The organism is Aestuariibacter sp. GS-14 (assembly GCF_006494365.1).
GTDB lineage: Bacteria > Pseudomonadota > Gammaproteobacteria > Enterobacterales > Alteromonadaceae > Alteromonas > Alteromonas mangrovi.
Genome location: NZ_VHIP01000006.1, coordinates 160,837 through 185,143 on the forward strand (window position 1 = coordinate 160,837; position 24,307 = coordinate 185,143).

The window sequence follows — 24,307 nt, forward strand, 5'->3', positions numbered from 1 at the left end:
ACAGATTTACAATACTGGTAATGTGAGCGTACCAGATACTGTTTCGCCGTCTAAAGTCTGATATTCGTAATTGAAGCTAATTGAGTTTACATTGGATGGCGTATTATCACGCAAATACTGACCGGTGTGGAGCCTATACTCATATGTTCCATTTTCCATAGTAGACCCTACCAGGTAATTCACATAAGTGTCGTATCGAATTTCTTCGTTTCGTGCTGCAGAAACACCTAATTTCTTTTGAGCTGACACTTCATTATCCAGTACAACATTCATTTGCCGAGAATCAGTGTATTCGTTGCCACTTTCAGTGTAACCAGTTACATTGAAAATCAAATAATTTAACGACTCAATACTGGTAGGTAAATGCAGATATACCGAACTATAACTCTCCGAATCATTACTGGCTACGCCAGCAGTATTTTCGCTGACTAAGACTGTGCCGTTAGAGAAGAAGTTTGCATTATCCACATAAACATCATTGATATCGAAGGCATTTGCGCTATCTACTGGTGTGGTAAATTCCTTTGTATCACCATACAAATCTACTTGCGCGGAAGAAGTAGGAGCGATTAACGAACCGATGTCGTACGTATATTCTGTATTTGAATTTAAAGCTGTGTCTGGCGAAAGCGTAAACTTGGTGTTATTGAGCTCAGCTAGTATATTCACAGCGGTACTTTGCTGCACCGTTGAAATGTAAGTAAAACCAGCGGGCACAGAATCAGTTGAACTTGCATTACCGGCCACCACCTCTACGTTTTCAAAAGTCAGACTCACTTCCGCATCTGCTAATACAACTGGCTCAGAATAGTACACAGTGTAAGTATAATCCTGAGCGCTAAAGAATGACGTTACCATTTCAACATCAAAAGAATCGGTCACTGTCTTTGCCACCAAAACAATAGAAATAGTTTCGGTATCGTCAATGCTGTATCCACTGTTTGAATTAAAGCCGCTGGTATAAATACGCAGGTAGTCGCCTACAGAAGCACTTGAGTTCCGATCAATAGTTATTTGACCGGTTGAATAGGTAACACCGTCATGTTCGAACGCTGGCATACTAAGCGAAGCGTATCCATTGAAATCGGTACTAATCACATAACGGCTGGAATCCGTATGATATTCAGAGATCACGATGTCGTTTAAACTGTTTACAAAACTAGCCCCTTCAACAGGTAAGCCAGATTCATCTAGTAAGGTTACATACACCAGTTTGGTTTCGATGATCGGTTCGTCGTCCACGGAAAGGCTAATAACTTCATTCTGAAGTTCATTTGCAGATGTTATCGTAAGACGATCGCCCGCAATATAAGTGTTATTGCCCACCGCAATGTCGTAGTCCATCTCGCCATCGCCGTCCAAATCCAGGTTTGCACGTAACGTTACGTCCAGGTATTTAGGTAGCGTGATACGATAGACACCTTCATCAGCATCAAATGTAGTTTCATGTTGATAATTATATGCTGTGCTATAGCTACTGGTTCCGGAGTGAGACGTTCCAGAGAAAAGTAAGTCCGGAATCGCCTCTCCGCTATCGTTGTCAATAACGCTGAACACTACATCTAGCGGCTTTGATACATCTAAATAGCCAATATCATCAAATACCACATCTTCTGCGGCGGGCGGTGTGGTGATAAAAAACGCACGATTAACAAATGCATTATCACTAAACGTTACGTACAGTGTTAAGTCACTGCTAGCAGGCAGCCCTTCAATTGAAAACAATCCATCTTCAGTTTGAATCTGCTCTACAAGTACGACCTCACCTTTTAATACCTGTACACTCGCAATTGTCCCCGAAATGGGTTTAAAGGTATCTAAGTCAAATACCGCGCCAGAGATTGTTATAGTTGCTACTTGCTCTGAAAGCTGTTGGGACAGTAATTCATTTTGCTCTGCCAAAATGGCATTTTGTTGATTAAGTGAGGCAACTACCTGTTTATTCCCACTATCATCAACCTCGATACAACCGGTCAACGACAGTAAAACAGATAGAGAAATAGGAGCAAGCTTGAATGCGTGTCTGTTCATAAATACTTCCTTGGTTTAAATGTTCCAAATCAACACCAAAGAAGAAAATAGTTACCGAATACCCAAATGTGGCATTGTTAAACGGCACGTTCAAACATCTTCCCTGATGTCCAAACACTATACTAACAATTTTTCAGGTAATTGCATTAACCTATTTTTTCATGCATTTCACGCTATAGAATCCCCCTATTCGCCTTTTACATAAGGCGTTTCGGCGTCCAGCTTCTCCAGTTCGTGCGTGCGTTTTAGTGGCGAGCCGGTGTGTCGGGCCATCCAGTAATATGCGGTAGGAACGATGTACAGGGTAAGAAATGCCGACACAAGTACCCCGGCGAAAATCACCATACCAATAGCCATGCGACTTTCGGCACCAGGACCTGATGCCCATACCAGTGGGACACTACTGAATACGGTGGTAAATCCGGTCATTACAATCGGACGAAGGCGCATTGCTGAAGCTTTACGCAACGCTTCTTCAAATTCTTCGCCAGCATCCCGGAGCTGGTTGGCGAACTCAACAATCAAAATACCGTTCTTAGCCGCCAGGCCTATCAGCATTACCAGGCCAATCTGACTGTAGATATTCAGTGTCATACCGGCAAAGTAAATCCCAATAAAAGCACCCAGTAACGCGAGTGGCACTGTCATCATGATCACCAAAGGATGCACCCAGCTTTCAAATTGTGCAGCCAGAATAAGATAGGTAATCGACAGCGCTAACAAAAATACAAAGATAAACGAATTGCCTGACTCGTGATAGAGCTGAGACTCACCTTTGTAGTCTACCGACACACCATCGGGTAGCTCGGTATCCACAATATGATTCAGGTAATCCAGCGCTTCGCCAATGGTGTAGTCATTGGCAAGGTTGGCTGAAATAGTCACTGAGCGCATGCGATTGTATCGGTTAAGCTGGGCTGACGTGGCAGATTCAGTAAAGCTAAGCAGGTTATCCAGCGGAATAAGCTTGCCGGTATAACCAGAGCGAACATACAGATTCTCAATACTGTCGGGGCTTCTGAAGGCCGATTCTTCCCCTTCAAGAATAACGTCGTACTCTTCGCCACGATCAAGGAAAGTAGATACCCTGCGCGATCCCAGCATGGTTTCAAGCGTGCGACCCACATCGCTTATTGACACACCAAGATCGGCAGCCCGATCGCGGTCGATTTCGATCAATAACTGTGGTGAGGTGGATTTGTAGTCAGAATCCAACCTTACCAGTTTGGGATTTTCTGATGCCTTCTCAATCAGAATATCGCGCCATTCAGCCAGATTTTCATAGGTATCACCCTGTAATACAAACTGCACGGGACGGTTAAAGCCACCGCCGCCTAAGCCAGTTCGCATACTGGCAAAGGCCCGTACGTCGGGGATCACGTTCAGGCGTTCACTTATCTCATCCATGATTTCAAATGAGCTGCGGTCGCGCTGATCCCAAGGCACTACGCCCACAATTACCATAGCTGCACGGCCACCAAAGCCAGGAGCACGAACCAGAACCCGGTCTAATTCACCGGCTTCGCGATACTCCATCACGATATCTTCAATTAACTTGAGGTTGCGCGCATTGCTTTCAAAACTGGCCCCTTCCTGCGCCTGCATAATGATGTAGAAGTTACTGCGATCTTCTTTTGGGGTGAACTCGTTCGGTATGCGTTCATGCAACTGATAAATGGCAACCACAGCAAAGGCCAGCAGCAGTATCATCATCACTGGCTGATGAATGGTTTTACCCAGACTCGCATGATAACCGTTTTCCAGTTTTCTAAACCGACCGTCCAGCCAATTGCCAAACCCAGAGCGCTCACTCTTCTTCAATAAAATTGAGCCGAGCATAGGCGACAGGGTTAACGCTGTTACACTGGAAAAGGCCACGGCAGCAGCAATAGCAAGAGCAAATTCAGTGAATAAGCGCCCTACGTTACCCTCAAGAAAAACCAGTGGCACAAATACCGCAATGAGAACCAGAGTAGTGGCAACTACGGCAAAACCTACTTCACGCGTTCCGCGATAGGCTGCAAGCAACGGCGCTTCGCCCATTTCAATCCGGCGGTGAATGTTCTCAAGCACAACAATCGCATCGTCTACTACCAGGCCAATCGCCAGTACCATGGCCAGTAGCGTGAGTAGATTGATAGAGAAGCCTAATGCCAGCATCACAATAAATGCAGCAATCAGTGAAACAGGTACGGTAACCGCCGGAATCAGTGTGGCACTCACATTCCCCAGAAACAGGTAAATCACCACAATAACTAACAGCATCGCAATGCCCAGTGTGTTGTATACCTCTGAGATTGACTCTTCAATAAACACGGATGAATCGTAGCTGGGCACAATGAAGATATTGTCTGGCAACGATTGTTCAATGATTGCAATTTGCGCTCTGGCCGCACGCGCTACATCAAGGGTATTGGCTTTAGACTGCTTAATGATCCCAAGACCAATCATGTTCACGCCATCGCCGCGGAACTCGGTTTCATCATCTACTGCTGCCAATTCTACTTTGGCCACATCGCCAAGGCGGACCAAATAGCCGTCCTCACCAATGGCAATGGTTAATGCAGCAAAGTCGTCGGGGGTTAAAAACGTTCTGGCTACACGTACTTCAAAATCGCGGTTAAACGATTCAACCTGCCCGGCAGGTAACTCTACGTTTTCAGAGCGGATCACTGACTCCACATCGGCCACAGTTACTCCACGAGCCGCCATTGCAGTGCGATCCAGCCACACTTTCATGGCATAGGTGCGACCTCCACCAATTTGAATGCGAGCAACGCCATTTACAATGGATAACCGATCCACCAGGTAACGCTCAGCGTAATCGGTAAGCTCCATGGTATTAAGGTTGGTGCTGCGCAGGTTGAACCACATCACCGCCTGTTCATCGGAATTCGACTTGGACACTTCCGGTGGATCAGCCTGGTCAGGCAAGTTGTTTAGTGCACGACTAACCCGCTCGCGAACGTCATTTGACGCGGCATCAATATCACGTGACAGTTCAAATTCAATGGAAATATCGGAGCGTCCATTACGACTGGTAGAGGTGATATTTTTAATGCCCTCAATACCGCTGATACGGTCTTCCAGAAGCTGGGTGATTCGCGTTTCAACAATATTGGCCGACGCGCCAGGATAGTTAGTGCTGATGCTCACAATAGGCGGATCGATGTCCGGATATTCGCGTAACGACAGCATAGTAAAAGAAACAATACCGAAAATAATCAGCAGCAGGTTAACAACCGAGGCAAAGACCGGACGTTTTACCGATACATCAGACAGCCACATAGCTTAGCTCTCCTGAGCAGAACGGTTCAGTATTTTAACCAGCGAGCCTTCGCGAACCCTGAGCGTGCCCTCGGTAATGATTTGTTCGCCCAGTTGCAATCCTGTTACAACCTGAACCCAGCCAGGGCGGCGCTCACCAATCTGGATTTCCCGTTCCGACACTTTATTATCTTCGGCTACCACATACACAAACTGTTTATCACCATTAGGCACGAGCGCTTCTTCAGGTACCACCAGGGTGTCCAGCACCTGCTTTTCAATGGTTACGTTCATCAGCATACCCGGGCGCAAATCAGCACTGGCATTGTTGATCATTGCGCGGGCCAGAATCGATCGGGTAACCGGATCAATACGCGAATCAATGGCGGTGATTTCCCCCAAAAACTCCCGACCTGGATAAGCAACTGAGGTAGCAGTTACCTTTTGGCCCGCCGCCATGCTTGCCAGGTGATTTTCGGCAACGTTAAAGTCAACCTTGATTACGCTGATATCATCGAGCGTTGTGATTTCATCGGCAGGGCGCACCAATGACCCAACGCTCACCTGACGTATGCCTAATTTGCCGCTGAACGGTGCGCGAATTTGCAAATCGGCTAACTGGGCATTGGCAACTGCGATTTGCGCTTCCAGTGATTTTACCAGCGCCTGTTGTTCATCTAACAGTTGCTGAGAAGCAGCACTGGTTTTTGCCAGATTTTTAATGCGGGTCAGCTGGCGCTTAGCTTCATCCAGACTTACCTGAAGTTGCGCAACACGCGCCACTTCTTCGGTATTGTTCAACTGAACCAGTAACTGGCCAGCTTTCACAGTATCGCCATCGTTAAACTGAACCTGGGTAACCGTGTCGGTAACCTGCGCCGTTAAGGTAACAGACTCATTCGCTTTAGCCGTGCCAAGCGCGTCTATGGTTACCGGAAACAACCTGTTCTCAACGGTAAACACCTTAACAGGTGTGGCGCGCTGCCCCATGGGCTGTGCAACATTGTCTGCCGGCCAGTTTAAATACACCAATAAACCGGTCATCGCGACCACACCTAACAATAACGGCGACAGCTTTTTACCCAATGCCATAGTAAACCCTGTTATACTGCCCCGCGATCACCTACATTTGGCTGCGGCGCATACTGTTGTTAAAAACATGCAAATTCTCTTACTAATTCTACCGAAACCATTGAAATGCGGATCGCTTTTAACAGCGATTTTGGTAGTTTTAACGCTTTTTGGCTGCTCAGACCCTACTCCGTCTGCCCCATTTTGCCGAAGTGTCCCAACAGCCCTCCCTGAGAACGTCAGCTCTGAGGGGGCTGCTTGTTTGATAAGAGTGAATAATTCGGTCTTGCTTATTCGTCATCGTTTAACCGGTAAACTGGACTTTCCCGCAGGTGGTCGTGAAGGTAATGAAACCTTGCAATGCACCGCCCATCGCGAGACCTGGGAAGAAACCGGCTTCAATGTGGAAGTAGGCCCTCTGCTTTCGCTCACCGCCTCCGACATGCCGGTATTCAACTGCACGGCCGATTCGTCCATTGCCAAATTACCTGCTCAATTTGATGCACCTGACTGGTCTGGTCTGGAAGTGAAACTGCTTGAAAAGGTTGATCCATTTTTACTCAGTGAAGATGAATTGCGTTTCGCTGATGATCTCATTCCTCTTCGGGATGCATACGTAAAAGCAGGCAAACTGACTGTCGCGGCACATCCTCTGTAGTAATACCCCCTATTTTCACTTTGTTCTGGCTCAACTAATCGTGACTTTGTGGCGGAATATTTCTGATCCGGCTGTACATTTTTCGGGTAGCACCCCTACAATTAAAACACTTGTTTATATTTGTTACCCTGCTGAATGCCTTGTCAGGAAATAACTGGTTTTAACCCCATTGTTCTGATGACGGGATTCAAATGCATACAACTAGGAGAATGCTATGCCCGGCTACCTACCGCCGCTTGCGGATTTCCGCTTTTTATTGCAAGACTGGTTAAAGATAAACGAACACTACGCTTCGCTGGGATTAGGCGAGTTTGACGCCGATCTCGCGATGGAAGTCATAGAACAAGGCGGCAAGTTCGCTGCTGACGTGGTTGCCCCATTAAATCGCGAAGGCGATGAGTACGGCTGTCATCTTACCGATGGCAAGGTTTCTACCCCCCAGGGATTTGCCCAGGCCTACCACAGCTATGTGGAAAACGGCTGGAATGCCATGCTGGGAGACGTAAACTACGGTGGACAGGGCTTGCCTTACTCCATGGCGGTACCCGTACATGAAATGCTTAATTCCGCCAACCTGAGCTGGCGGCTTACCACTATGTTAACCGAGAGTGCCGTACTAGCTATCACTAAACATGCCAGCGACGAGTTAAAAGCCATCTATCTGGAAAAACTGATCAGCGGTGAATGGACCGGCACTATGAATCTTACTGAGCCACATGCGGGCAGTGATTTAAGCTTACTGTCTGCTAAGGCTGAGCCTAATGGTGATGGCAGCTATGCTATCACGGGCAGTAAGATATTTATTACCGCTGGCGACCATGACTGGACCGACAATATTATTCATATGGTACTGGCCAGATTGCCCGACGCCCCTGCTGGGGTTAAAGGAATTAGTTTATTCCTGGTACCCAAGTTTCTGCCCGACCAGAATGGCAATCCCGGTAAACGCAACGCTGCCGGCCCCAGTGCTCTGGAAAAGAAAATGGGCATTAAAGCCAGCCCCACCTGCGTAATGAACTTCGACGGCGCAACGGGCTGGTTAATCGGTGAGGCTCATCAGGGTCTGGCTTGTATGTTCACAATGATGAATGATGCGCGGTTTCAGGTTGGCCTGGAAGGATTGGGGGCGTCTGAAGCCGCTTTCCAAGGGGCGCTAAGTTATGCCCGCGAGCGCTTACAATCGCGTGCGCCTCAGGGTATTCAGCAACCGAACGACAAAGCCGATGCGATTATTTTTCAGCCCGATGTAGCGCGCATGTTACTTACCCAGAAGTCCTTCGCAGAAGGGTGTCGGGCACTGGCAATGCTTTATGCCAAGTACATGGATATAGCGCATAATACCGAAGATGACCGTAAAGAAGAGGCCAATGCCGTTTTACAATTCCTTACCCCTGTATGCAAAGCCTTCATGACCGATACCGGTTTGGAAGCAACCAGTCTTGGTGTACAGGTTTATGGCGGCCACGGATACATCCGCGAATGGGGAATGGAACAACTGATGCGCGATGTGCGAATTGCGATGTTGTATGAAGGCACCAACGGTATTCAGGCTCAGGATTTAATTGGCAGAAAGCTCACCCGTGATAAGCAAGGTATGCTGGACAGCACCTATCGGGCATTCAATGAGTTAGTTAGCAACATAGTACAGCCCAATAACAAACAAACGGCTGAGCAGTTGTTACAGGAGTGGTATACCACTTCGCAAACGGTGAAGGGTTTTGATCCGGTGAATGTATCTGGCGGCGCATGCGATTACCTGCAATACACGGGTTACGCCTTACTTGGTGTATTGTGGTATTCCATGGCCGATGCGGCCAGCCAGTGTGGCAATCCACATATCGCTGCCGGTAAACAGAAAACCTGTACATTTTATGCCGAGCGCATTTTACCGCGTATGCAAGGTCATAAAGCAGCGCTGTTTGCAGAGGCTGCCAACATACTGGCCGTATCGGGCAGTGAGTTTGACTATCTGTAAAACGCTTGTGTAAGCAATACTGTTTTTCGGATTTCACATAACAAGAAGCCGCTCTGAGAGCGGCTTCTTTATTAGTTCAAAACGTGCTTAAAATAGCATTGTTGCTTAACGTACTGCACAACGCGAACGTGTACAGCTGCGGCGCAGCAATATGCCATCCAGCGTATTCACCAGGCCATCACCGTTGATGTCGTTTACGGCATCATAGGGGCGCTTAGTGAGGATTGCACGCATGATCAGGATGAAGTCGTTAAGATCAATGTCTCCGTCACCATCTAAATCGCCTTTTAAGGCAGACGATAACGACAAACCAATCAACAACGGATCGTGATCTGACGTACGGTAAGGTGTAGTGCCATCGAAAATGTCCGTCGGACGGCCAAAGTCGGTGTTGTAATCCAACGCATCGGCTTCGTCTGAGTTAATATTCCACGACGTTGCTCCGGTGATTTGGTCCATCAGCGACGCTGACGCCAAACCGTGATCCAGGTTACCTGCAAAGCCATCAAATACATACGAGTAGTGTGCTTCACCTGCAGTGACACTGGTGTATCCGTTAGATGTTAACTCAACAATGGGGTCTTCCATGCTGTACGCATTCAGGTCACCAATGATCAGAATATCATCGTCGTTAACGCCAGTTGGGTAAGTGGCCAGCCACTTATGCAGCACTTCAGCAGCCTGAGTACGGCGCTCGTTCCAGTTGCCTGCACCGTCGCCCGCATCAGCATTGCCACCCGTACCTGAACCGCCTTTAGATTTAAAGTGGTTTACCGATACCGTGAACACTTCAGAGGTCGCTTTTTCAGTGAAGCTGACAGTCAGGCTTGGACGACTGGTAGATGAACCATCAAATACTGGCGCGTAGCTGCTTAATCCCAACGCAGCCAACTGGCTGTCATCCAGAATAGCTAACGTACTACCCGGCGTTACTTCTACAGTATCCGCGCAATACAGGAAGCCAACCGCAATAGCATCAGTACCCACGCGCTGTAACGGATCAACATACTGATAATTGCTACAGGCCGATTCGGCTTGATTCAACGCAGTTACCAGTGACGCCATGGCGCTGTTTGAGCCTTCCACGATGTCATTTTCAATCTCAATTACACCCAGAACGTCAGCGTCAAGTGCAGTAATAGCGGTTACAGTTTTCTGTAACTGACGAGCATACTCTTCAGCGTTATCCGCACCGCGACAATCACCTGTGCCACCGCCTAAATAACAGCTGCTACCAAAGGTATTGAAGAAGTTCAGCAGGTTAAAGCTGGCTACCTGAATTGAACCACCTACATCAGGACGGTCTTTACGTGCTTCAGGACGGGTAAATACCGGTTCAACGGTTGGCATTAAACGGTACATCTCATCACCCGAACCTCCACTGGCTTTGCGATAGCTGATCACACCCGTGAGGTTCGTCACTTCGTCGCTCATGCGCACTGCATTTGCCGTTGACAGGCCAGGCGCAGGGAAGCGAATAGGTGAAGGATTCTGGATGCTAAAGCCGTCGTCCAGCATTAAGCGGTTTGCCGCAGCGGCTGCAACATAGGCTGCATAACCCGACGCTGATGGCGCATTGATCTCAGTATATTGCACCTGACGACCTTCGCTGCTCAGCAGTAATTCACCGAAACGATCAAGGTTAAACAGTTCGGTTACTGCCAGGGTTTGTGCAAACACAACCTGCATACCTTCGTAGGCTTCCAAATCCGCAATGGCTTCGCCACTGGAATTAGTTGTGGTTGCCACAGGTAATGTGATCACTGCCGGAGTAGGCAGCGCATTGCCTGAAGATACCACCTGAACACTACCAGACTGCACATCCAGCTGCGTATCTCCAAAGTATTCTGCTACAGTACCCACCAGATATACTTTGTCGCCCACCGATACATTTACCGAAGGTGAGCTGCCATCGAACACAAACAAGCCTTCAGACGTTGACGCATCACTATCGGCATCGGCGTCTTCTTCCTGTACGAAGAATCCGCGTAAATCGCCATCGCTACCACTGCCACTCTGATGGTCAGCCACTACAATTGCTTCAATGGCTACCTGAGTATTCACTAACGGGCTAGCCGATCCACTACCTTGAACAGCGCTGATTTTAACCAGTGTCAGTTCGCCGCCGGTACCACCGTCGCCGCCGTCACCACCGCCACAAGTTGCCCCAACGGTAGTGTCGAAAGTTTGACCTGCGTTAATTTCACCAGGCGATGCGGCTGCAGGGCCGCTCCACGAGAAGTGACACACTTCACTGCCAGTGCCGCTTAACTGCAGGGATTCACTGTCCAGTGTGGTGCCGGTTTCAGCAACACCGATATCCGATGCTGTTACACCTGATGCACTGCCACTGGTAGCGGTTAAGTCACCTTCGTAACTAATAAAGTCAATCAGTTCACCGTTGTAGCTAAGGGCTACACCGTCTGGTGAACCGTTCTGAATACCAGAAATATACGTAACGAGCGTACCAAAACCATTTGCCTGATTCGGGATAGTGCCAGAAAGCGCAACGGTACTGTACACGGTACCACCGTTACCGTTGTAAAGCTCAATGCTTACGCCAGTCAGGTCGGTGCCCGCAGGGCCCGCAATTTCAACAAATTCATTAACGTCAGAACTTACGTTGTCGTAGTGCAGTTCGTTGATGAACAATTTGGCTACGTCACCGGTTTCTGGATTTGGTTCTTCCGGCTCTTCTGGCTCTTCCGGATCAGTGCCACCGCCGTTGCCGTTAAAGGTTTGCGATGGGTTGGTATTATTTGGGCTTTCTGCCCCTGCGATCCACGTAAAGTCGCTATAGCTGGTGCCGGAGCCGCTTAATTGCAAAGACTGGCCAATTTCAGTTGAAGCGGTTTCTGCTACACCAATATCTGTACTGTCGGTTCCCACGGCAGCGCCGTCAGTTGCCGTCATGACACCTTCGTAGCTTAAAAACTGAATCACTTCGCCAGTAGCCGATACCAATGCCATGCCGTCCGGCGCGCCATTTTGAATAGAAGACGGTAAAACAGCGATAGTACCAAAACCATTGCCGTTATCGGGCAGTGTGCCAGACAGTGCAATTGTGTTGTAAACCGCGCCATTGCTGCCGTTGTATAACTCAATGGTCATACCGGTCAGATCAAGGCCTGCCGTACCAGCGATTTCAATAAACTCGCCTACATCGGTGCCAGCGTTGTCGTAGTGAATTTCGTTAAAAAACACAACTTCATTGCCGGTAAAGGTTTGCCCTTCGTTTAACGCATCTTTGGTAGCGTTATTAAACGCTTGCCAGGTAAAGTCGCTGTACTGTGCGCCGGTGCCTGTTAACTGTAAAGACGCGCCTTCTGGTGTTGCGCTTGTTTCACTTACACCAATATCAACACTTGTCATGCCAGCCGCATCGCCGTCTGTAGCGGTAAAGCTGCCTTCATAACTTAAAAACTGAATCACAGTGCTGCTTGCATCTACCAATGCCACACCATCAGGTGCGCCATTTTGAATGCCGGATACGTCGATAGCGTAAGTGCCAAAGCCATTACCCATGTCGGCAACCAATCCAACCAGTTCCTGGCTGATATACTGAGTGCCATTGCTGCCGTTATAAAACAGCACTTTATATCCGGTTAAATCGGTACCAGCAGGTGCCACGACTTCGACGAACTCGCCAACGTCAGTACCTGCATTATCGTAATGAAGCTCATTGATGAACACATCGGTTGCGAAAACCTGTGTCGCCCACATCGCACTGATGAGAGCGGGATACTTTATTTTCATTGTTGTTCCTTGGAAGCCAGTTGTCCTAATTCTTATCGTTAGGTGTGTGTTTCGGGCCAGTAAAACTATCAGTATCAAGTGACAAGATTGTGACACCTGTACCAATGGTACAAGTTATGAGAATTTTCTTTACGTATCAATTATTAATATTTGTAAACGGACCGGACGGTCTGGTCAAAAATCTGATATAAGTGTAAAAATAACTGACACAAAAAGTACCGATAAGTTTGGTTTTGGCTGACAAAAATAAAAGAGAAGTTTATGAAATAATCAGTTAGCGCTATCACCCCATTTCTACAGTTTGTAAAAAAAACTGACAACCAACAGGAATGACTTTTAAGAATATTTTTTACGGAAAAAAGGTAAGACCAATAGTATTGGTTATAAGCGTGGTATCAAAACAACACCACGCTTATCTAGGAAGAAATTAAGACTTTGCTACTGTGTCGCTGAACTCTTCATCGAACCAGCGTTTTAGCATCACTTTTTCGTAGCGCAGTAAGTCATTGGTGTGAATGGTGCCGCCGCGATTCATGAATGCCATGTCTTTGAGTGACACTTCTGCGCTTTTAATCACCTGATTGTTTTCAGATAACGAATAACTGAACGTCATACGGGGTATATCAATTTCGCGAATAATGCGAACGTCCATCCCCGAACCAAACGTTGGCCAAACCTGACCAGCCAAATCCAAATTGGTTACTGTGATACTAAGTTGCTGCCCTTCTGGTAATGTCGCAGCTAATTCTTCGAAGTATTCACCTAAATCGCGCATTACCCGATTGCGAAAACGCACTCTTGATTCGTTACTTGGGCGTATATCAGAATACGACTTTGGGTCTTCCCAGGTTACTTCAACGTTGCTAACAGACTCTGATTCGTCTGCCACCGTACCCAGCGAAAACGCTGCGGCTGATGACAACAATAGTAGTTTTGCCAGTACACGCATAATTGCTCTCCCGTTCTGAAATTCAGACTATTCAACAAGCACTTTTTACTGCATACCCAAAGTGTATGTTCTCGGTGTTCAGTATCTAATATATATCCTTAACAGAACATGAACAACAGGTGTACTGTGCAAGATGATCGGTTTGCCCGGCTACTTTACTGCTGTCAGTTGAGTTCCGTTGTTGTCGTGATGAGACAGCGGTGAGCGTTCAATTTCCTGACAAAACAAATGTAAGGTGGCACCGTACACATAAGGATTGTGATCGTCGTTGGCGCAGTAATTATGATAAAACTGCATAAGCTGTAAGCGCGACGACAGTATGGTTGCGATATATTCCTGCTGATAAGGACGCATAGCCTGAATTTGCCCCTGCATGTTGGCAGAAATGTCGGCAAGCTGCTCGCGTTCTTCCCGTTGCGCAATGTCGGTCATCCATTCACTTACGGTTGCCTGCACATCCGACAGTAAATACTGTACAAAAGGCAACTGTAAAATCACCACCAACACTGCAATTTCTAAAGCGATGGCAAATGAACGAAACATGTGAGTAATAGTCTCCGTTAGTTAATGATACCGTCCTGAAAAATCAGCGCGCAGATGCGCGCTAAAATACAACCAGGTCAACATGATTTACTTTATCGCAATCTCTCACTCAGATACGTTGTGGAATTTATACCTGATTATAGTTTAGCTGATACTCTGCCATTTGTGCTCTGGCACCCTATTTTCTGAACATGTGTATAACCTCAACGTATCAGTTCGATTACACTGACAGCCTGATACCATTGTGGCATAGAAGAAAAGGTATCAGTGATATACACTTACGCGCGGTAAAAGCTATCGCTTTTCACAACGCATCGGCAGCGTTGTGGTGGCAAGACAACACAGGGATTGATCTATATTAATTAAAATTAATATGTTGTTGATATACTCCTGCCGTATTCTTCGATTTCTGTTTTTTAAATAAGGTAGTCAAATGAACGATCATATTCCGGTGAAAAACGTTACCCCGGTAAAAGTTCACAAGCCCGAGGGCAGCCAGGAGGCTAAGAAATACACGCCCCGTAGCCGGATATATGTGCGGGCTGTGCAGGGGCCACTTGAGAACTTCCGTCGTTTGTTTGGTTTTGTATTTATTGCCATTTTCGCTGTGTTTCCGTGGATACAGTACGACGGCCATCAGGCCATCCTGCTGGATATTATGGAGCAGCGTTTCACGATTTTTTCATTAACGTTATGGCCGCAGGATCTTACTCTGCTTGCCTACATATTCATTGTTTCCGCGTTCGCACTGTTTTTTATAACCACCTTTGCAGGGCGCGTGTGGTGCGGATTTATGTGTCCGCAAACTACCTGGACATACATTTACGTATGGTTTGAAGAGAAGTTTGAAGGCAACCGCAACAAGCGTATGAAACTAGACGAGCGCCCTATGGACGCAGACAAGTTCCTGCGCAAAACGGCCAAGCATACTGCCTGGGTATTGGTTGCACTATTAACATCACTCACCTTTGTGGGCTATTTCACGCCAATTGGGCCGTTGTTTATTGATTTCTTTACCTTTAACGCCAGTTTTTGGGCGACCTTTTCAATTCTGTTTTTCACTGTGTGTACCTACGGAAACGCGGGCTGGATGCGCGAAATTATGTGTACGCACATGTGCCCTTATGCGCGGTTTCAGTCGGCAATGTTCGACAAAGACACCTTTACCGTGTCTTACGATCCCAACCGGGGTGAAAAACGCGGTCCACGCCCTCGCAAACTTGCCCATGCCGAACTCGCCGACAAAGGCCTGGGGGAATGTATCGACTGCAACCTGTGTGTTCAGGTATGTCCAACCGGTATCGACATTCGCAACGGCCTGCAATATGAGTGCATTAACTGCGGTGCCTGCGTGGACGCATGTAATGGCGTAATGGAAAAAATGGATTACCCCAAAGGCCTGATCAGCTTTACTTCCGAACACGAATTAAATGGAGGCACCACCCACATTGTTCGCCCCAAACTGATTGGGTATTTGGTAGTACTGTTGGTAATGGTGGGATTATTGATTGCCGATATCGCTACGCGGGTTCCCCTTGAAGTCGACATTATTCGTGACCGCAACTCGCTGTATCGCGAAAACCTGAACGGGCAAATAGAGAACGTTTACACGTTAAAAGTGCTGAACAAATCGCAATCCCAGTATACTTACACCATCAAAGTAGAAGGGTTGGCTGAGTATCAGTTTATTGGTGAACAAGTGGTTACCGTAGAGGGTGGTGAGGTGTTCAGCTTACCGGTTTCGGTGGCAACGGATCCCGAGAATCTTGACGGCCGGGTAACCGAAATCTACTTCCATGTCTCGACTACCGGCCAGGATGGCAGTATTGTAGAGGTTCTTGAACCAACGAAATTCCTCTACCGGTAACCAATTATTCAGTGAGTGACTTTACTTTTGCCGCGCTGTCGCCCGATACCATCCTTGCCGCACTTGAACAGTGCGGCATCTATCCCCAGTCGGGCCTGCTGGCGTTAAACAGCTACGAAAACCGCGTTTATCAGTTTATTAGCGACGAGCAGCAACGCTTTGTTGTGAAGTTCTACCGGCCGCAGCGCTGGAGCGACGAGCAAATTCTGGAAGAACACCAGTTTAGCCAGGAACTGGCAGACGCCGAAATTCCCATAGTGGCGCCTTGCCTGCACAATGGCCAGTCGCTGCATTACGCTCAACAGTACCGTTTCGCATTGTTTCCGTCTGCGGGCGGACGACAGTTTGAACTGGATAACCTTGACCACCTTGAGTGGATGGGACGCTTTATCGGCCGTATGCATAAAGTAGCCGGGAGCAACCCTTTTGCGCACCGCCCTACGCTGAATACCGAGAGTTTTTTAACTCAGCCGCGCAATACGCTGGAGCACAGTGAGTTGTTGCCAGATGGCCTGAAAAACGCTTTTTTTACCATTTTGGATCAGGTAATAAGCCTAACCAAAACGCTCTACAAACCCAAAAAGACCATTCGCCTGCATGGCGATTGTCACGCGGGGAATATTTTGTGGCGAGACGGCCCGATGTTTGTTGATATGGACGATTGCCGAATGGGCCCGGCAGTGCAGGATTTGTGGATGATGTTAAGCGGCGACCGCCCTCAACAGTTACTGCAATTAGAAACGATGCTGGAAGCCTATGAAGAGTTTTGCGACTTCGATAATCGGGAACTGGCGTTAATTGAGCCTCTGCGCGCTATGCGAATGGTGCATTACATGGCCTGGCTGTCAGATCGCTGGCAAGATCCCGCGTTTCCAAGGGCATTCCCGTGGTTTGGTGAACTCAAATACTGGGAACAGCAGGTACTGGCCCTGAAAGAGCAATTGTCTGTTCTGCAAGAACCACCGTTGTCACTCACTCCGCAGTACTGATCCACATAAACATACCCATGCCAGTACAGCTGGCATTGCGGTATAAAAATTTTACTTTTTATTCCATCCACTTATAATTGCCGCCAACACAGGTGCCCAGCCTTATACGCGCTGGGATAATCGGGAAGTAAGTGAAAGACTTACGCTGCCCCCGCAACGGTAATCAAGCAATAGTTTTATTGTGTTCCCTATGCGCCACCGGCTTTGCCGGGAAGGCGGGACGCACGCAACCGCGTGTTTGACAGCCCGGAGACCGGCCTGTGCAGGGTCGATGCACCAGCAAGGCATCGAAAATCTTATCTCGGCACTCGGTGGGAGTGCAAACAGAGAACCTATTATGATCATTCGTACACTTTCATGCGCGGTAGCACTGGCCTGCACTGCGGGCTTTTCAACTACTTCATTCGCACAATCAGCACCCGTTGAAACCATTACCGTAACCGGTTCGCGTACGCCACTGGCACTCAGTAAACTGGCTGCGTCGGTTACCGTGCTTACCGAACAGGACATTCAGGCATCCGGCGCGTCGCAGATCACCGATTTGTTACGCGGTTTACCGGGTATTAGTATTAGTCAGTCTGGTAGCCCGGGCTCGTTAACTGAGTTGCGCTTGCGCGGCAGTGAAACCAATCATCTGCTGGTGCTCATCGACGGTGTGGTAGCCAACGACATCAGCCAGGGCAGCTTATTCGACTTCGCCCATTTAACCGCCGCCAATATTGTTCGCATTGAATTGTTCCGCGGTGCACAAAGCGCCTTGTGGGGCAGTGGTGCCGTAGGCGGCGTACTCAGCATTACCACCACAGCGGCCAATCAATCCAATTCCACTGTGAGTGTGTCGGCCGGTGCCGGTAACGCCGACACCTATCGCGCAGCAGCCTCTGCCAGTTTCCGTGGCGAGCAACTTCAGGCAAATGCCTCTGCCAGTGTGCTTGATACCGCAGGTGACAACGTGTCACGCCTGGGTGGTGAGCGCGACGGATACGAAAACACCACATTGAATGGTGGTATTCAGTGGCAACCAGCCGAGCAACACAGTCTGGATGCAAAAGTACGCTTCACCGACTACACCAATCAGTACGATGGGGTAGATTACGCGGTAACTGGTCTGCCAGCCGATGCGGATAACGTTACCAATGGTGAGCAGTTATCAGCACAGGTAAACTGGCAGTTTACCCCTACAGACCTGCCCTATCGCAGCGTAGTGAGCATTCATTACAACCGCAACGAAAACAGCAATACTACCGACGGTATTGATGCAGGTGGTACACAGGGTGAGCGCAAACAGTTTACCTGGACGCATTTTGTTGCTCTGGGTGAAACCACACTGGCAGTTGGCAGTGAGTACCTGCGCCGTGAATTCGAGCAAAGTGGCCCGGTTAGCTGGGACGACCCCAATTACCGCGGTGAAGACAGTACCAGCAGTGTGTTTGCCGAATTAACCGGTTTGGGCAACGACAAGCTGAATACACAATTGAGTGTGCGTTACGACGACAACGAACGCTTTAGCCGCGCCTGGAGCTATCGCGCCGGGGCACGTTATGCCATTACCGATAACGTAAAGGTATTCGCCAGTGTGGGGCAAGCCGTAAAAACGCCCAGCTTCACTGAGCTGTATGGCTATTATCCCGCCACATTTATTGGCAACCCTGCCCTGCTTCCTGAACAAAGCCAGGATGTTGAATTAGGCGCAGATATTATTTTACCGGCCAATGTCACCTTGCAGCTAAGTGTGTTTTCAACGCGCTTAGAAGACGAGATTCAGGGTTTCGTGTACGACGCCGACAGCGGTATGTACACGGCCCAGAATGCCTTTGGCAAATCGCGTCGCGACGGTGTTGAAGCCTCCGCACAGTGGCAGTATGACGATATCAGCGTAACGGCACACTACACATACCTGGATGCAACCCAGGGTGAAACTGAAACAGTTGAACTGCGCCGTCCAAATCACACAGGCTCACTCACTGCACGCTATTCATTCCCGGTTCAGGGTTTGTCTGCTTATATTAAGGCTGCGTATACTGGTACCCGGTTAGATACTTTCTACCCACCGTGGCCGGCGAGTGCACAAACCCTGCATTTAAAGCCTTACTGGCTAACGACGGCTAACATCGATTATCAAATCGATAGCCAGTGGCAGGCAGGTTTGCGCATTGACAACGCACTGGATGAATCATTTGAGGATATCGTAGGGTATCAGGGCAGTAACCGCAGAATTCTGGCTCACACCAGCTATTCATTTTAACGGTTTGCCGACAACCACATTCGCCTGGTCGATAGCGACTAGGCGAAGTGCGGCCCTTGTGATAACCTCAGCACTTTCCATAGCTTGACGAAGGACGTATACAAGAATGAAGAAGTTTGCATTGTTGATAATGCTGGCATTATTGGTGCCGCTACAGGCGTGTGCTGCCGAAAAATGGCAGGAAGGCGAGCACTATGAAGTACTGGATAAGCCCTTGAGTGAAAAACCTCAGGTCGTTGAGTTTTTCTCGTACTGGTGTCCTCACTGTTATCGCACCGAGCCTTTTGTAGTCAAGCTGAAAGCAGCACTGGACAAAGGTGTTAAATTCGAAAAAGTGCACGTAAACTTCATGCCTTATACCAGTCAGGAAGTTCAGGACGACGTAACAAAAGGCATGCTGCTGGCCAAAGCGCTGAAGCAGGAAGACGAGTTAAGCGGTGCCATTTTTAACTACATTCATCGCCAGCGCGCAACCATTACCGGCATCAAGGATATCCGCAATATCTTTGTGATCAATGGTGTGGATGGCGAGAAATTTGACAGTCTGGTAGACAGCTTTGGCGTTAAGTCGATGCTGGCGAAAAACAATAAAGTCATTGAAGATTACCGCAACGATGTGCGTTCGGTACCTACTTTCATTGTTAACGGTAAATACAAAGTACAATTTACCCGCGACATGACCGAACAGGATCGCCTGGACGTCATTAACTTCCTGGCCGCTAAGAAAAGCTAATACAGCCTCTTTACGCTATAAGAAGCCGAACGCAATGTTCGGCTTTTTTATTTCTGCTTCTTTTAACGAGGGAAAGCACGAGTTATGCGCAATAGCAGGATACCGTCTCCCGGCATCAGGGCCTTGCAACCTTACCGGTCATTAGTCACCTTCTACCGCCCATTTTTCAGGTATTATTAACCCGCCAACACAGCTTAGTTGCGAAAAAAGGTAGCTGCAGGCAGCTACCTCATGTATTGACTGATACGCAGAGTCAAGCCGGGGAGTAAGGCAATGATGACTGGTGTGCAACAATTCTCAGCTTGCCGGATTTGTCCTTAACATAAGCAAAGGTGTATTCCACTTTTGTTTCGCCACCTTTTATGTCGGTAAAATAATAATTACCCATGGCCACTGCCATACTACAGCTATTATTAATAATCCCAACATTGTCAAATTTCACTTTGGTATAGGGCTTAATGGCAAAACCTTTATCTTCAGTGTACGACTCATTCCCACCTACAAAGTAAGATAATGCTGCGTCAAAACTCGATCTAAACTGCACCTTGGCGGCCAGGGTGGGTTTGAACAACACGCTGCTTAGGTCGTAGCCATACATGTCCTGAATAAAATCTGCAGCCGCAGTTTTATAGTCCCCGTTAGCCGTATACACCGAACCAATACGAACAATCCCATCTCCCCATAATTTCTGGGCTTCAACCACTTCGCGCTCTGAAATACAGGAATCAGAATAGAGTAAACGGTTATCTGCCACCGGCGCGGATGAATGGCTCATTGCGGGCTCACTTGCAGCACTGTTTAACTGCTGGGATTGCGCGGTAGCACAACCTGTTAATATCACTGAAGAAAGCGACATAGCCACTAACGTTTTTAAGTTCATTTTTTGCATAATCATACTCTCTTATACCTAAATTAGATAAGTAAACAGTGTCGACTAATCACTGCCTGTTGTTCATGATTAAGCGTATTGTTTAAGCCTGAATAAAACTTGAAAGGAAGATTAAAAGAACATTAAAAATGCGCAGGCTTTGGAAGCTCGCAGTTTCAACAAGGATTCAGCCGTGCTGTAACCGGCATCAATAAACTATTGGAGAGGTCTTTTCGTATACTTGTTAGTGTCTATACTAGGAGTGTGGAACCGCATCCTTGTTAATGTTGGAGTCGCTCATGTTAAGACAACTGGTGTATCGTAGTCGGGCTACCCAAAAGATGTCTGAACAGGATATCGATAAAATAGTCGATGATTCAGTTCCCTTTAATAAGGCCAACAACATAACCGGTTTATTGCTGTTCGATGGAGAATTCTTTTTTCAGGTTCTTGAGGGTGAGGGCGAAACCGTTCATGGTCTGTTTGAACATATTAAAAGCGATCCCCGCCATACCAACGTTGTGAAAGTCGTCGACAGCGCCTGCGCCCAACGCGAATTTGGGAAATGGCATTTGCGGACCCTAATTTTAAATCCCGATAACCAGTGTTACTGGTTACCTCAAGACCTTACCGTAAGACGAGACAGCAGGGTATTCTCGTTGCTTAACAGCTTCGCTACCGGCCGCTGGCGCAGCTGCGTGTCGGCAGAAGACAAAGCCTCAGTTAATTGTATTATTGCTACCAGCGCGATTACGCTGGCCCCTTATCCTGCCAGTCAAATTCAATTTGCCTTTCAACCAATTGTCGATACCCGAATTGGTGGTATCTCGTCCTATGAAGCACTATTACGCAATCAGGATGGGACCTATCCGGAGCTAATTTTAGCCGGCCTTCCTGAGCAACAACGATACGAGTTTGATTTAAATTCCAAGGCAATTGCCATCACACAGGGCGCAAAACTTTTACAACCCGGTCAGTCTTTATCGGTTAACTTGCTGCCCGGCGCAATAACGCAAAATAAACAAGTGGTGGACCAATTATTACGCTATCTGAAAGAAGGCGGGTTGCGACCGGAACAATTAATACTGGAGATCACCGAAAGTGAAATGGTGAAAGAGAGTGATGCCTTTTTTGCTGTAATTGAAAGCATTCGTGCCACAGGGATCCGCCTGTCACTGGATGATTTTGGTGCGGGTTACGCCGGTCTTTCATTACTGGCAGATCTCATGCCTGACAAAATTAAGCTGGATAGAGCTATTACCAACGGGATTCATGAAAGTGGGCCGCGTCAGGCTATTCTGCACTCGGTATTTGAATTTGCCAATGCCACGGGCAGCCACCTGATAGTTGAAGGCGTAGAAAGCTTTGAAGAGTGGCTCTGGCTGAATAATACAGGGGTCCGTAAATTTCAGGGCTTTTTGTTTGCCAGGCCACAGTTAAATGGTACCCAGGCGATCCACTTTAACGCACGCGCATTAATCAACCAACTACAAGACTAACTGCACCCTGTTTGCAGTTAGTCCCGGTCGTTATTGATCAATTTTCCCTAGCATCACCGCCAAGTCGTCTATGCGGGTTACCGTATCCTTCACCAGTTTATCAATTTCGTTACTGGCGTCACGAGAATGGGAAGCCAGGTTTCTTACTTCATCCGCCACCACGGCAAAACCACGACCTACATCACCCGCCCGGGCCGCTTCAATCGCAGCATTAAGCGCCAATAGGTTAGTTTGCTCTGAAATCCCGTTAATAGTGCCAATAATATTACTAATGGTCTGACTTACACTGAGCACTCCCTTCATGGCTTCCTGAGTTTGATTAACAGCAATCCTTCGGGCCGTAATATCAATACCAAACAACACGTATTGAGTAATTTCATCTTTAAAATTCTTCAGTGCACAAATTCCGGCATCCAACGACAACAGAAAATCACCATGACCAAAATTTATCTGCAATTTAATATTCCCACTGCCCTGCAACTCTGCCTTGTGTTCTGCGCTGAGTTCTTTTAACACTTGATCCACAAAGGCCTGCTGCGTGGCCCTTGAACCGAGCTTTGCTGCCAGCAAATCACTGGGCGTTTTCAACCGGCCATCCTTATCAATGTCGATTAGCACCAATGAATTGTCGATGGCATTGATTTTACGGGTAAAGTCCAGCGCCATCTGTTTAACCTCGGTAATGTTAGCCTGTACCGAAATATAGTTTTTCACCTCGCCTTTTTCATTCAGGATTGGCGTGATAGACAACGATACCCAGTACGGCTCGCCACTCTTGGTATAGTTTAGGATTTCATCATAAAACGGCGTACGGTCGTGCAGATTCTTGCGAATTCGGGCTATGGTGTCTACTGAGGTTTCGGGGCCCTGCAGGAAGTCGCCCGGTTTCTTGTGTTTAATTTCTGCCAGTGAATAGCCGGTTAACCTTTCAAAGCCTTTATTCACGTACACAATCAGCCCGGCCGAATTGGTAATAATGACTGAGTTATCTGTTTCATTGGCAACCATAGAGAGCATTTCCCGCTCTTCCCGCATGAGTACTTCCTGGGTTACGTCTTTAACAAACGCGGTATACAACGTTTTGCTTTCAAGTCTGACTTTCGATAACGATAACTGCCCCCACAGCACTTTACCGTCTTTACGTTCTATTTTAATTTCACGGCTGGTACCGACGATTTTATCCTGCCCGGTTTCCCGGTTAGCGTTAACATATCTATCGTGATTTGCCTGAATAGCCTGTGGAACCAGCATCTTCACGTTTTGCCCCAGCACTTCCTCACGATCGTATCCCCACAAGGTTTCAGCGGCGGCATTGAACAAGGTAACGCAGTTGTGTTCATCGATACAGACAACGGCATCCAATGCCTGCTCGAGCGTTTGCGCCATAGTTTCCCGGGAATCTCTTTCCTGAGAAATATCACGCACAAAAGCGGTGTAATGAATTTGCCCGTTGAGCACAATTTTGGACAACGACAATTGTACCCACAGCTTACTGCCATCCTTGCGTTGTAACTGGACGTCCCTGGAGCTACCAACAATTTTATCCTGACCAGTCTGGCGATGGTGGTTTACAAAGCTATCGTGCTTAGCGCGCAATTCATGAGGAAGTAACATAGCTACGTTTTTACCCACGACTTCACTTTTTCGATAGCCCCAGATCTGTTCTGCAGCAAGGTTAAAAAATGTAACTATATTTTTTTCGTCGATACTGACCACCGCAATAATACTCTGTTCGAGGGCCTGAATTGCTTGGTTGGTTTTCGTCTTTTGTTGCCAGAACATATAATACTCCGCCTGTAATTTGTTACTTCTTCAGACTTGCGTCTACCGAACAATAAACAGCAATAGACCGGACT

At 47.7% G+C, this 24,307-nt stretch carries 15 protein-coding genes and 1 riboswitch; of the genes, 7 read left to right on the forward strand and 8 right to left on the reverse strand.

All coding sequences use genetic code 11. The features are described from left to right. Positions 1-6: 6 nt before the first annotated feature. The 3 genes from FJ444_RS11895 to FJ444_RS11905 all read right to left on the reverse strand — a co-directional run bounded on the left by FJ444_RS11895 (position 7) and on the right by FJ444_RS11905 (position 6,390). Positions 7-2,031: a hypothetical protein gene (locus FJ444_RS11895; protein ID WP_140958517.1), complete on the reverse strand. Its 2,025-nt coding sequence runs from the start codon at positions 2,029-2,031 to the stop codon at positions 7-9. Between the two features lie 186 nt (positions 2,032-2,217). Continuing rightward, positions 2,218-5,319 (reverse strand): efflux RND transporter permease subunit, encoded by a 3,102-nt coding sequence (locus FJ444_RS11900; protein WP_140958518.1) that lies wholly within the window; start codon positions 5,317-5,319, stop codon positions 2,218-2,220. Between the two features lie 3 nt (positions 5,320-5,322). Next, entirely contained in the window at positions 5,323-6,390 is a 1,068-nt protein-coding gene (locus FJ444_RS11905) for an efflux RND transporter periplasmic adaptor subunit (protein ID WP_140958519.1), read from the reverse strand. Positions 6,391-6,457: 67 nt separating this feature from the next. Here FJ444_RS11905 and FJ444_RS11910 point away from each other — a divergent pair, with 67 nt between their 5' ends. After that, positions 6,458-7,027: an NUDIX hydrolase gene (locus FJ444_RS11910; RefSeq protein ID WP_140958520.1), complete on the forward strand. Its 570-nt coding sequence runs from the start codon at positions 6,458-6,460 to the stop codon at positions 7,025-7,027. A gap of 214 nt (positions 7,028-7,241) precedes the next feature. Then, positions 7,242-9,002, forward strand: a complete 1,761-nt coding sequence (locus FJ444_RS11915; protein WP_140958521.1) for an acyl-CoA dehydrogenase family protein — start codon at positions 7,242-7,244, stop codon at positions 9,000-9,002. Positions 9,003-9,107: 105 nt separating this feature from the next. On the opposite strand, the gene FJ444_RS11920 is transcribed toward FJ444_RS11915, so the two are convergent. The 3 genes from FJ444_RS11920 to FJ444_RS11930 all read right to left on the reverse strand — a co-directional run bounded on the left by FJ444_RS11920 (position 9,108) and on the right by FJ444_RS11930 (position 14,250). Continuing rightward, entirely contained in the window at positions 9,108-12,758 is a 3,651-nt protein-coding gene (locus tag FJ444_RS11920; RefSeq protein ID WP_140958522.1) for an ExeM/NucH family extracellular endonuclease, read from the reverse strand. 427 nt (positions 12,759-13,185) lie between these two features. Further along, positions 13,186-13,707, reverse strand: coding sequence for a DUF3016 domain-containing protein (locus FJ444_RS11925; protein WP_140958523.1), 522 nt, complete (start codon positions 13,705-13,707; stop codon positions 13,186-13,188). Positions 13,708-13,857: 150 nt separating this feature from the next. Then, a complete protein-coding gene (locus FJ444_RS11930; protein WP_140958524.1) occupies positions 13,858-14,250 on the reverse strand; it encodes a hypothetical protein in 393 nt (130 codons plus the stop codon). A 433-nt stretch (positions 14,251-14,683) separates the two neighbouring features. Between FJ444_RS11930 and ccoG the strand changes: the two genes are divergently transcribed. From ccoG to FJ444_RS11950, 4 genes are all read left to right on the forward strand, one after another. Next, positions 14,684-16,117, forward strand: a complete 1,434-nt coding sequence (gene ccoG, locus FJ444_RS11935; protein WP_140958525.1) for a cytochrome c oxidase accessory protein CcoG — start codon at positions 14,684-14,686, stop codon at positions 16,115-16,117. Positions 16,118-16,128: 11 nt separating this feature from the next. Next, a complete protein-coding gene (locus tag FJ444_RS11940) occupies positions 16,129-17,106 on the forward strand; it encodes a serine/threonine protein kinase (protein WP_140958526.1) in 978 nt (325 codons plus the stop codon). Between the two features lie 73 nt (positions 17,107-17,179). Then, a riboswitch (cobalamin riboswitch) is annotated at positions 17,180-17,383 on the forward strand. A gap of 60 nt (positions 17,384-17,443) precedes the next feature. Beyond that, entirely contained in the window at positions 17,444-19,351 is a 1,908-nt protein-coding gene (locus tag FJ444_RS11945) for a TonB-dependent siderophore receptor (protein WP_140958527.1), read from the forward strand. 106 nt (positions 19,352-19,457) lie between these two features. Then, positions 19,458-20,084: a thiol:disulfide interchange protein DsbA/DsbL gene (locus tag FJ444_RS11950; RefSeq protein ID WP_140958528.1), complete on the forward strand. Its 627-nt coding sequence runs from the start codon at positions 19,458-19,460 to the stop codon at positions 20,082-20,084. A 253-nt stretch (positions 20,085-20,337) separates the two neighbouring features. On the opposite strand, the gene FJ444_RS11955 is transcribed toward FJ444_RS11950, so the two are convergent. Continuing rightward, entirely contained in the window at positions 20,338-20,973 is a 636-nt protein-coding gene (locus FJ444_RS11955; protein WP_140958529.1) for a phosphoribosyl-AMP cyclohydrolase, read from the reverse strand. Positions 20,974-21,251: 278 nt separating this feature from the next. On the opposite strand from FJ444_RS11955, the gene FJ444_RS11960 reads away from it, so the two are divergent. After that, entirely contained in the window at positions 21,252-22,451 is a 1,200-nt protein-coding gene (locus FJ444_RS11960) for a diguanylate phosphodiesterase (RefSeq protein ID WP_140958530.1), read from the forward strand. A 30-nt stretch (positions 22,452-22,481) separates the two neighbouring features. Here FJ444_RS11960 and FJ444_RS11965 read toward each other — a convergent pair whose 3' ends face one another. Continuing rightward, complete coding sequence (locus FJ444_RS11965; protein WP_140958531.1) at positions 22,482-24,233, reverse strand: PAS domain S-box protein; 1,752 nt, start codon at positions 24,231-24,233, stop codon at positions 22,482-22,484. Positions 24,234-24,307 lie beyond the last annotated feature (74 nt).

Coding starts and splice junctions, on each gene's coding strand:
- FJ444_RS11895 (WP_140958517.1), bottom strand. CDS start 2,031: ATGAACAGACACGCATTCAAGCTTGCTCCTATTTCTCTATCTGTTTTA.
- FJ444_RS11900 (WP_140958518.1), bottom strand. CDS start 5,319: ATGTGGCTGTCTGATGTATCGGTAAAACGTCCGGTCTTTGCCTCGGTT.
- FJ444_RS11905 (WP_140958519.1), bottom strand. CDS start 6,390: ATGGCATTGGGTAAAAAGCTGTCGCCGTTATTGTTAGGTGTGGTCGCG.
- FJ444_RS11910 (WP_140958520.1), top strand. CDS start 6,458: ATGCAAATTCTCTTACTAATTCTACCGAAACCATTGAAATGCGGATCG.
- FJ444_RS11915 (WP_140958521.1), top strand. CDS start 7,242: ATGCCCGGCTACCTACCGCCGCTTGCGGATTTCCGCTTTTTATTGCAA.
- FJ444_RS11920 (WP_140958522.1), bottom strand. CDS start 12,758: ATGAAAATAAAGTATCCCGCTCTCATCAGTGCGATGTGGGCGACACAG.
- FJ444_RS11925 (WP_140958523.1), bottom strand. CDS start 13,707: ATGCGTGTACTGGCAAAACTACTATTGTTGTCATCAGCCGCAGCGTTT.
- FJ444_RS11930 (WP_140958524.1), bottom strand. CDS start 14,250: ATGTTTCGTTCATTTGCCATCGCTTTAGAAATTGCAGTGTTGGTGGTG.
- ccoG (WP_140958525.1), top strand. CDS start 14,684: ATGAACGATCATATTCCGGTGAAAAACGTTACCCCGGTAAAAGTTCAC.
- FJ444_RS11945 (WP_140958527.1), top strand. CDS start 17,444: ATGATCATTCGTACACTTTCATGCGCGGTAGCACTGGCCTGCACTGCG.
- FJ444_RS11950 (WP_140958528.1), top strand. CDS start 19,458: ATGAAGAAGTTTGCATTGTTGATAATGCTGGCATTATTGGTGCCGCTA.
- FJ444_RS11955 (WP_140958529.1), bottom strand. CDS start 20,973: ATGCAAAAAATGAACTTAAAAACGTTAGTGGCTATGTCGCTTTCTTCA.
- FJ444_RS11960 (WP_140958530.1), top strand. CDS start 21,252: ATGTTAAGACAACTGGTGTATCGTAGTCGGGCTACCCAAAAGATGTCT.
- FJ444_RS11965 (WP_140958531.1), bottom strand. CDS start 24,233: ATGTTCTGGCAACAAAAGACGAAAACCAACCAAGCAATTCAGGCCCTC.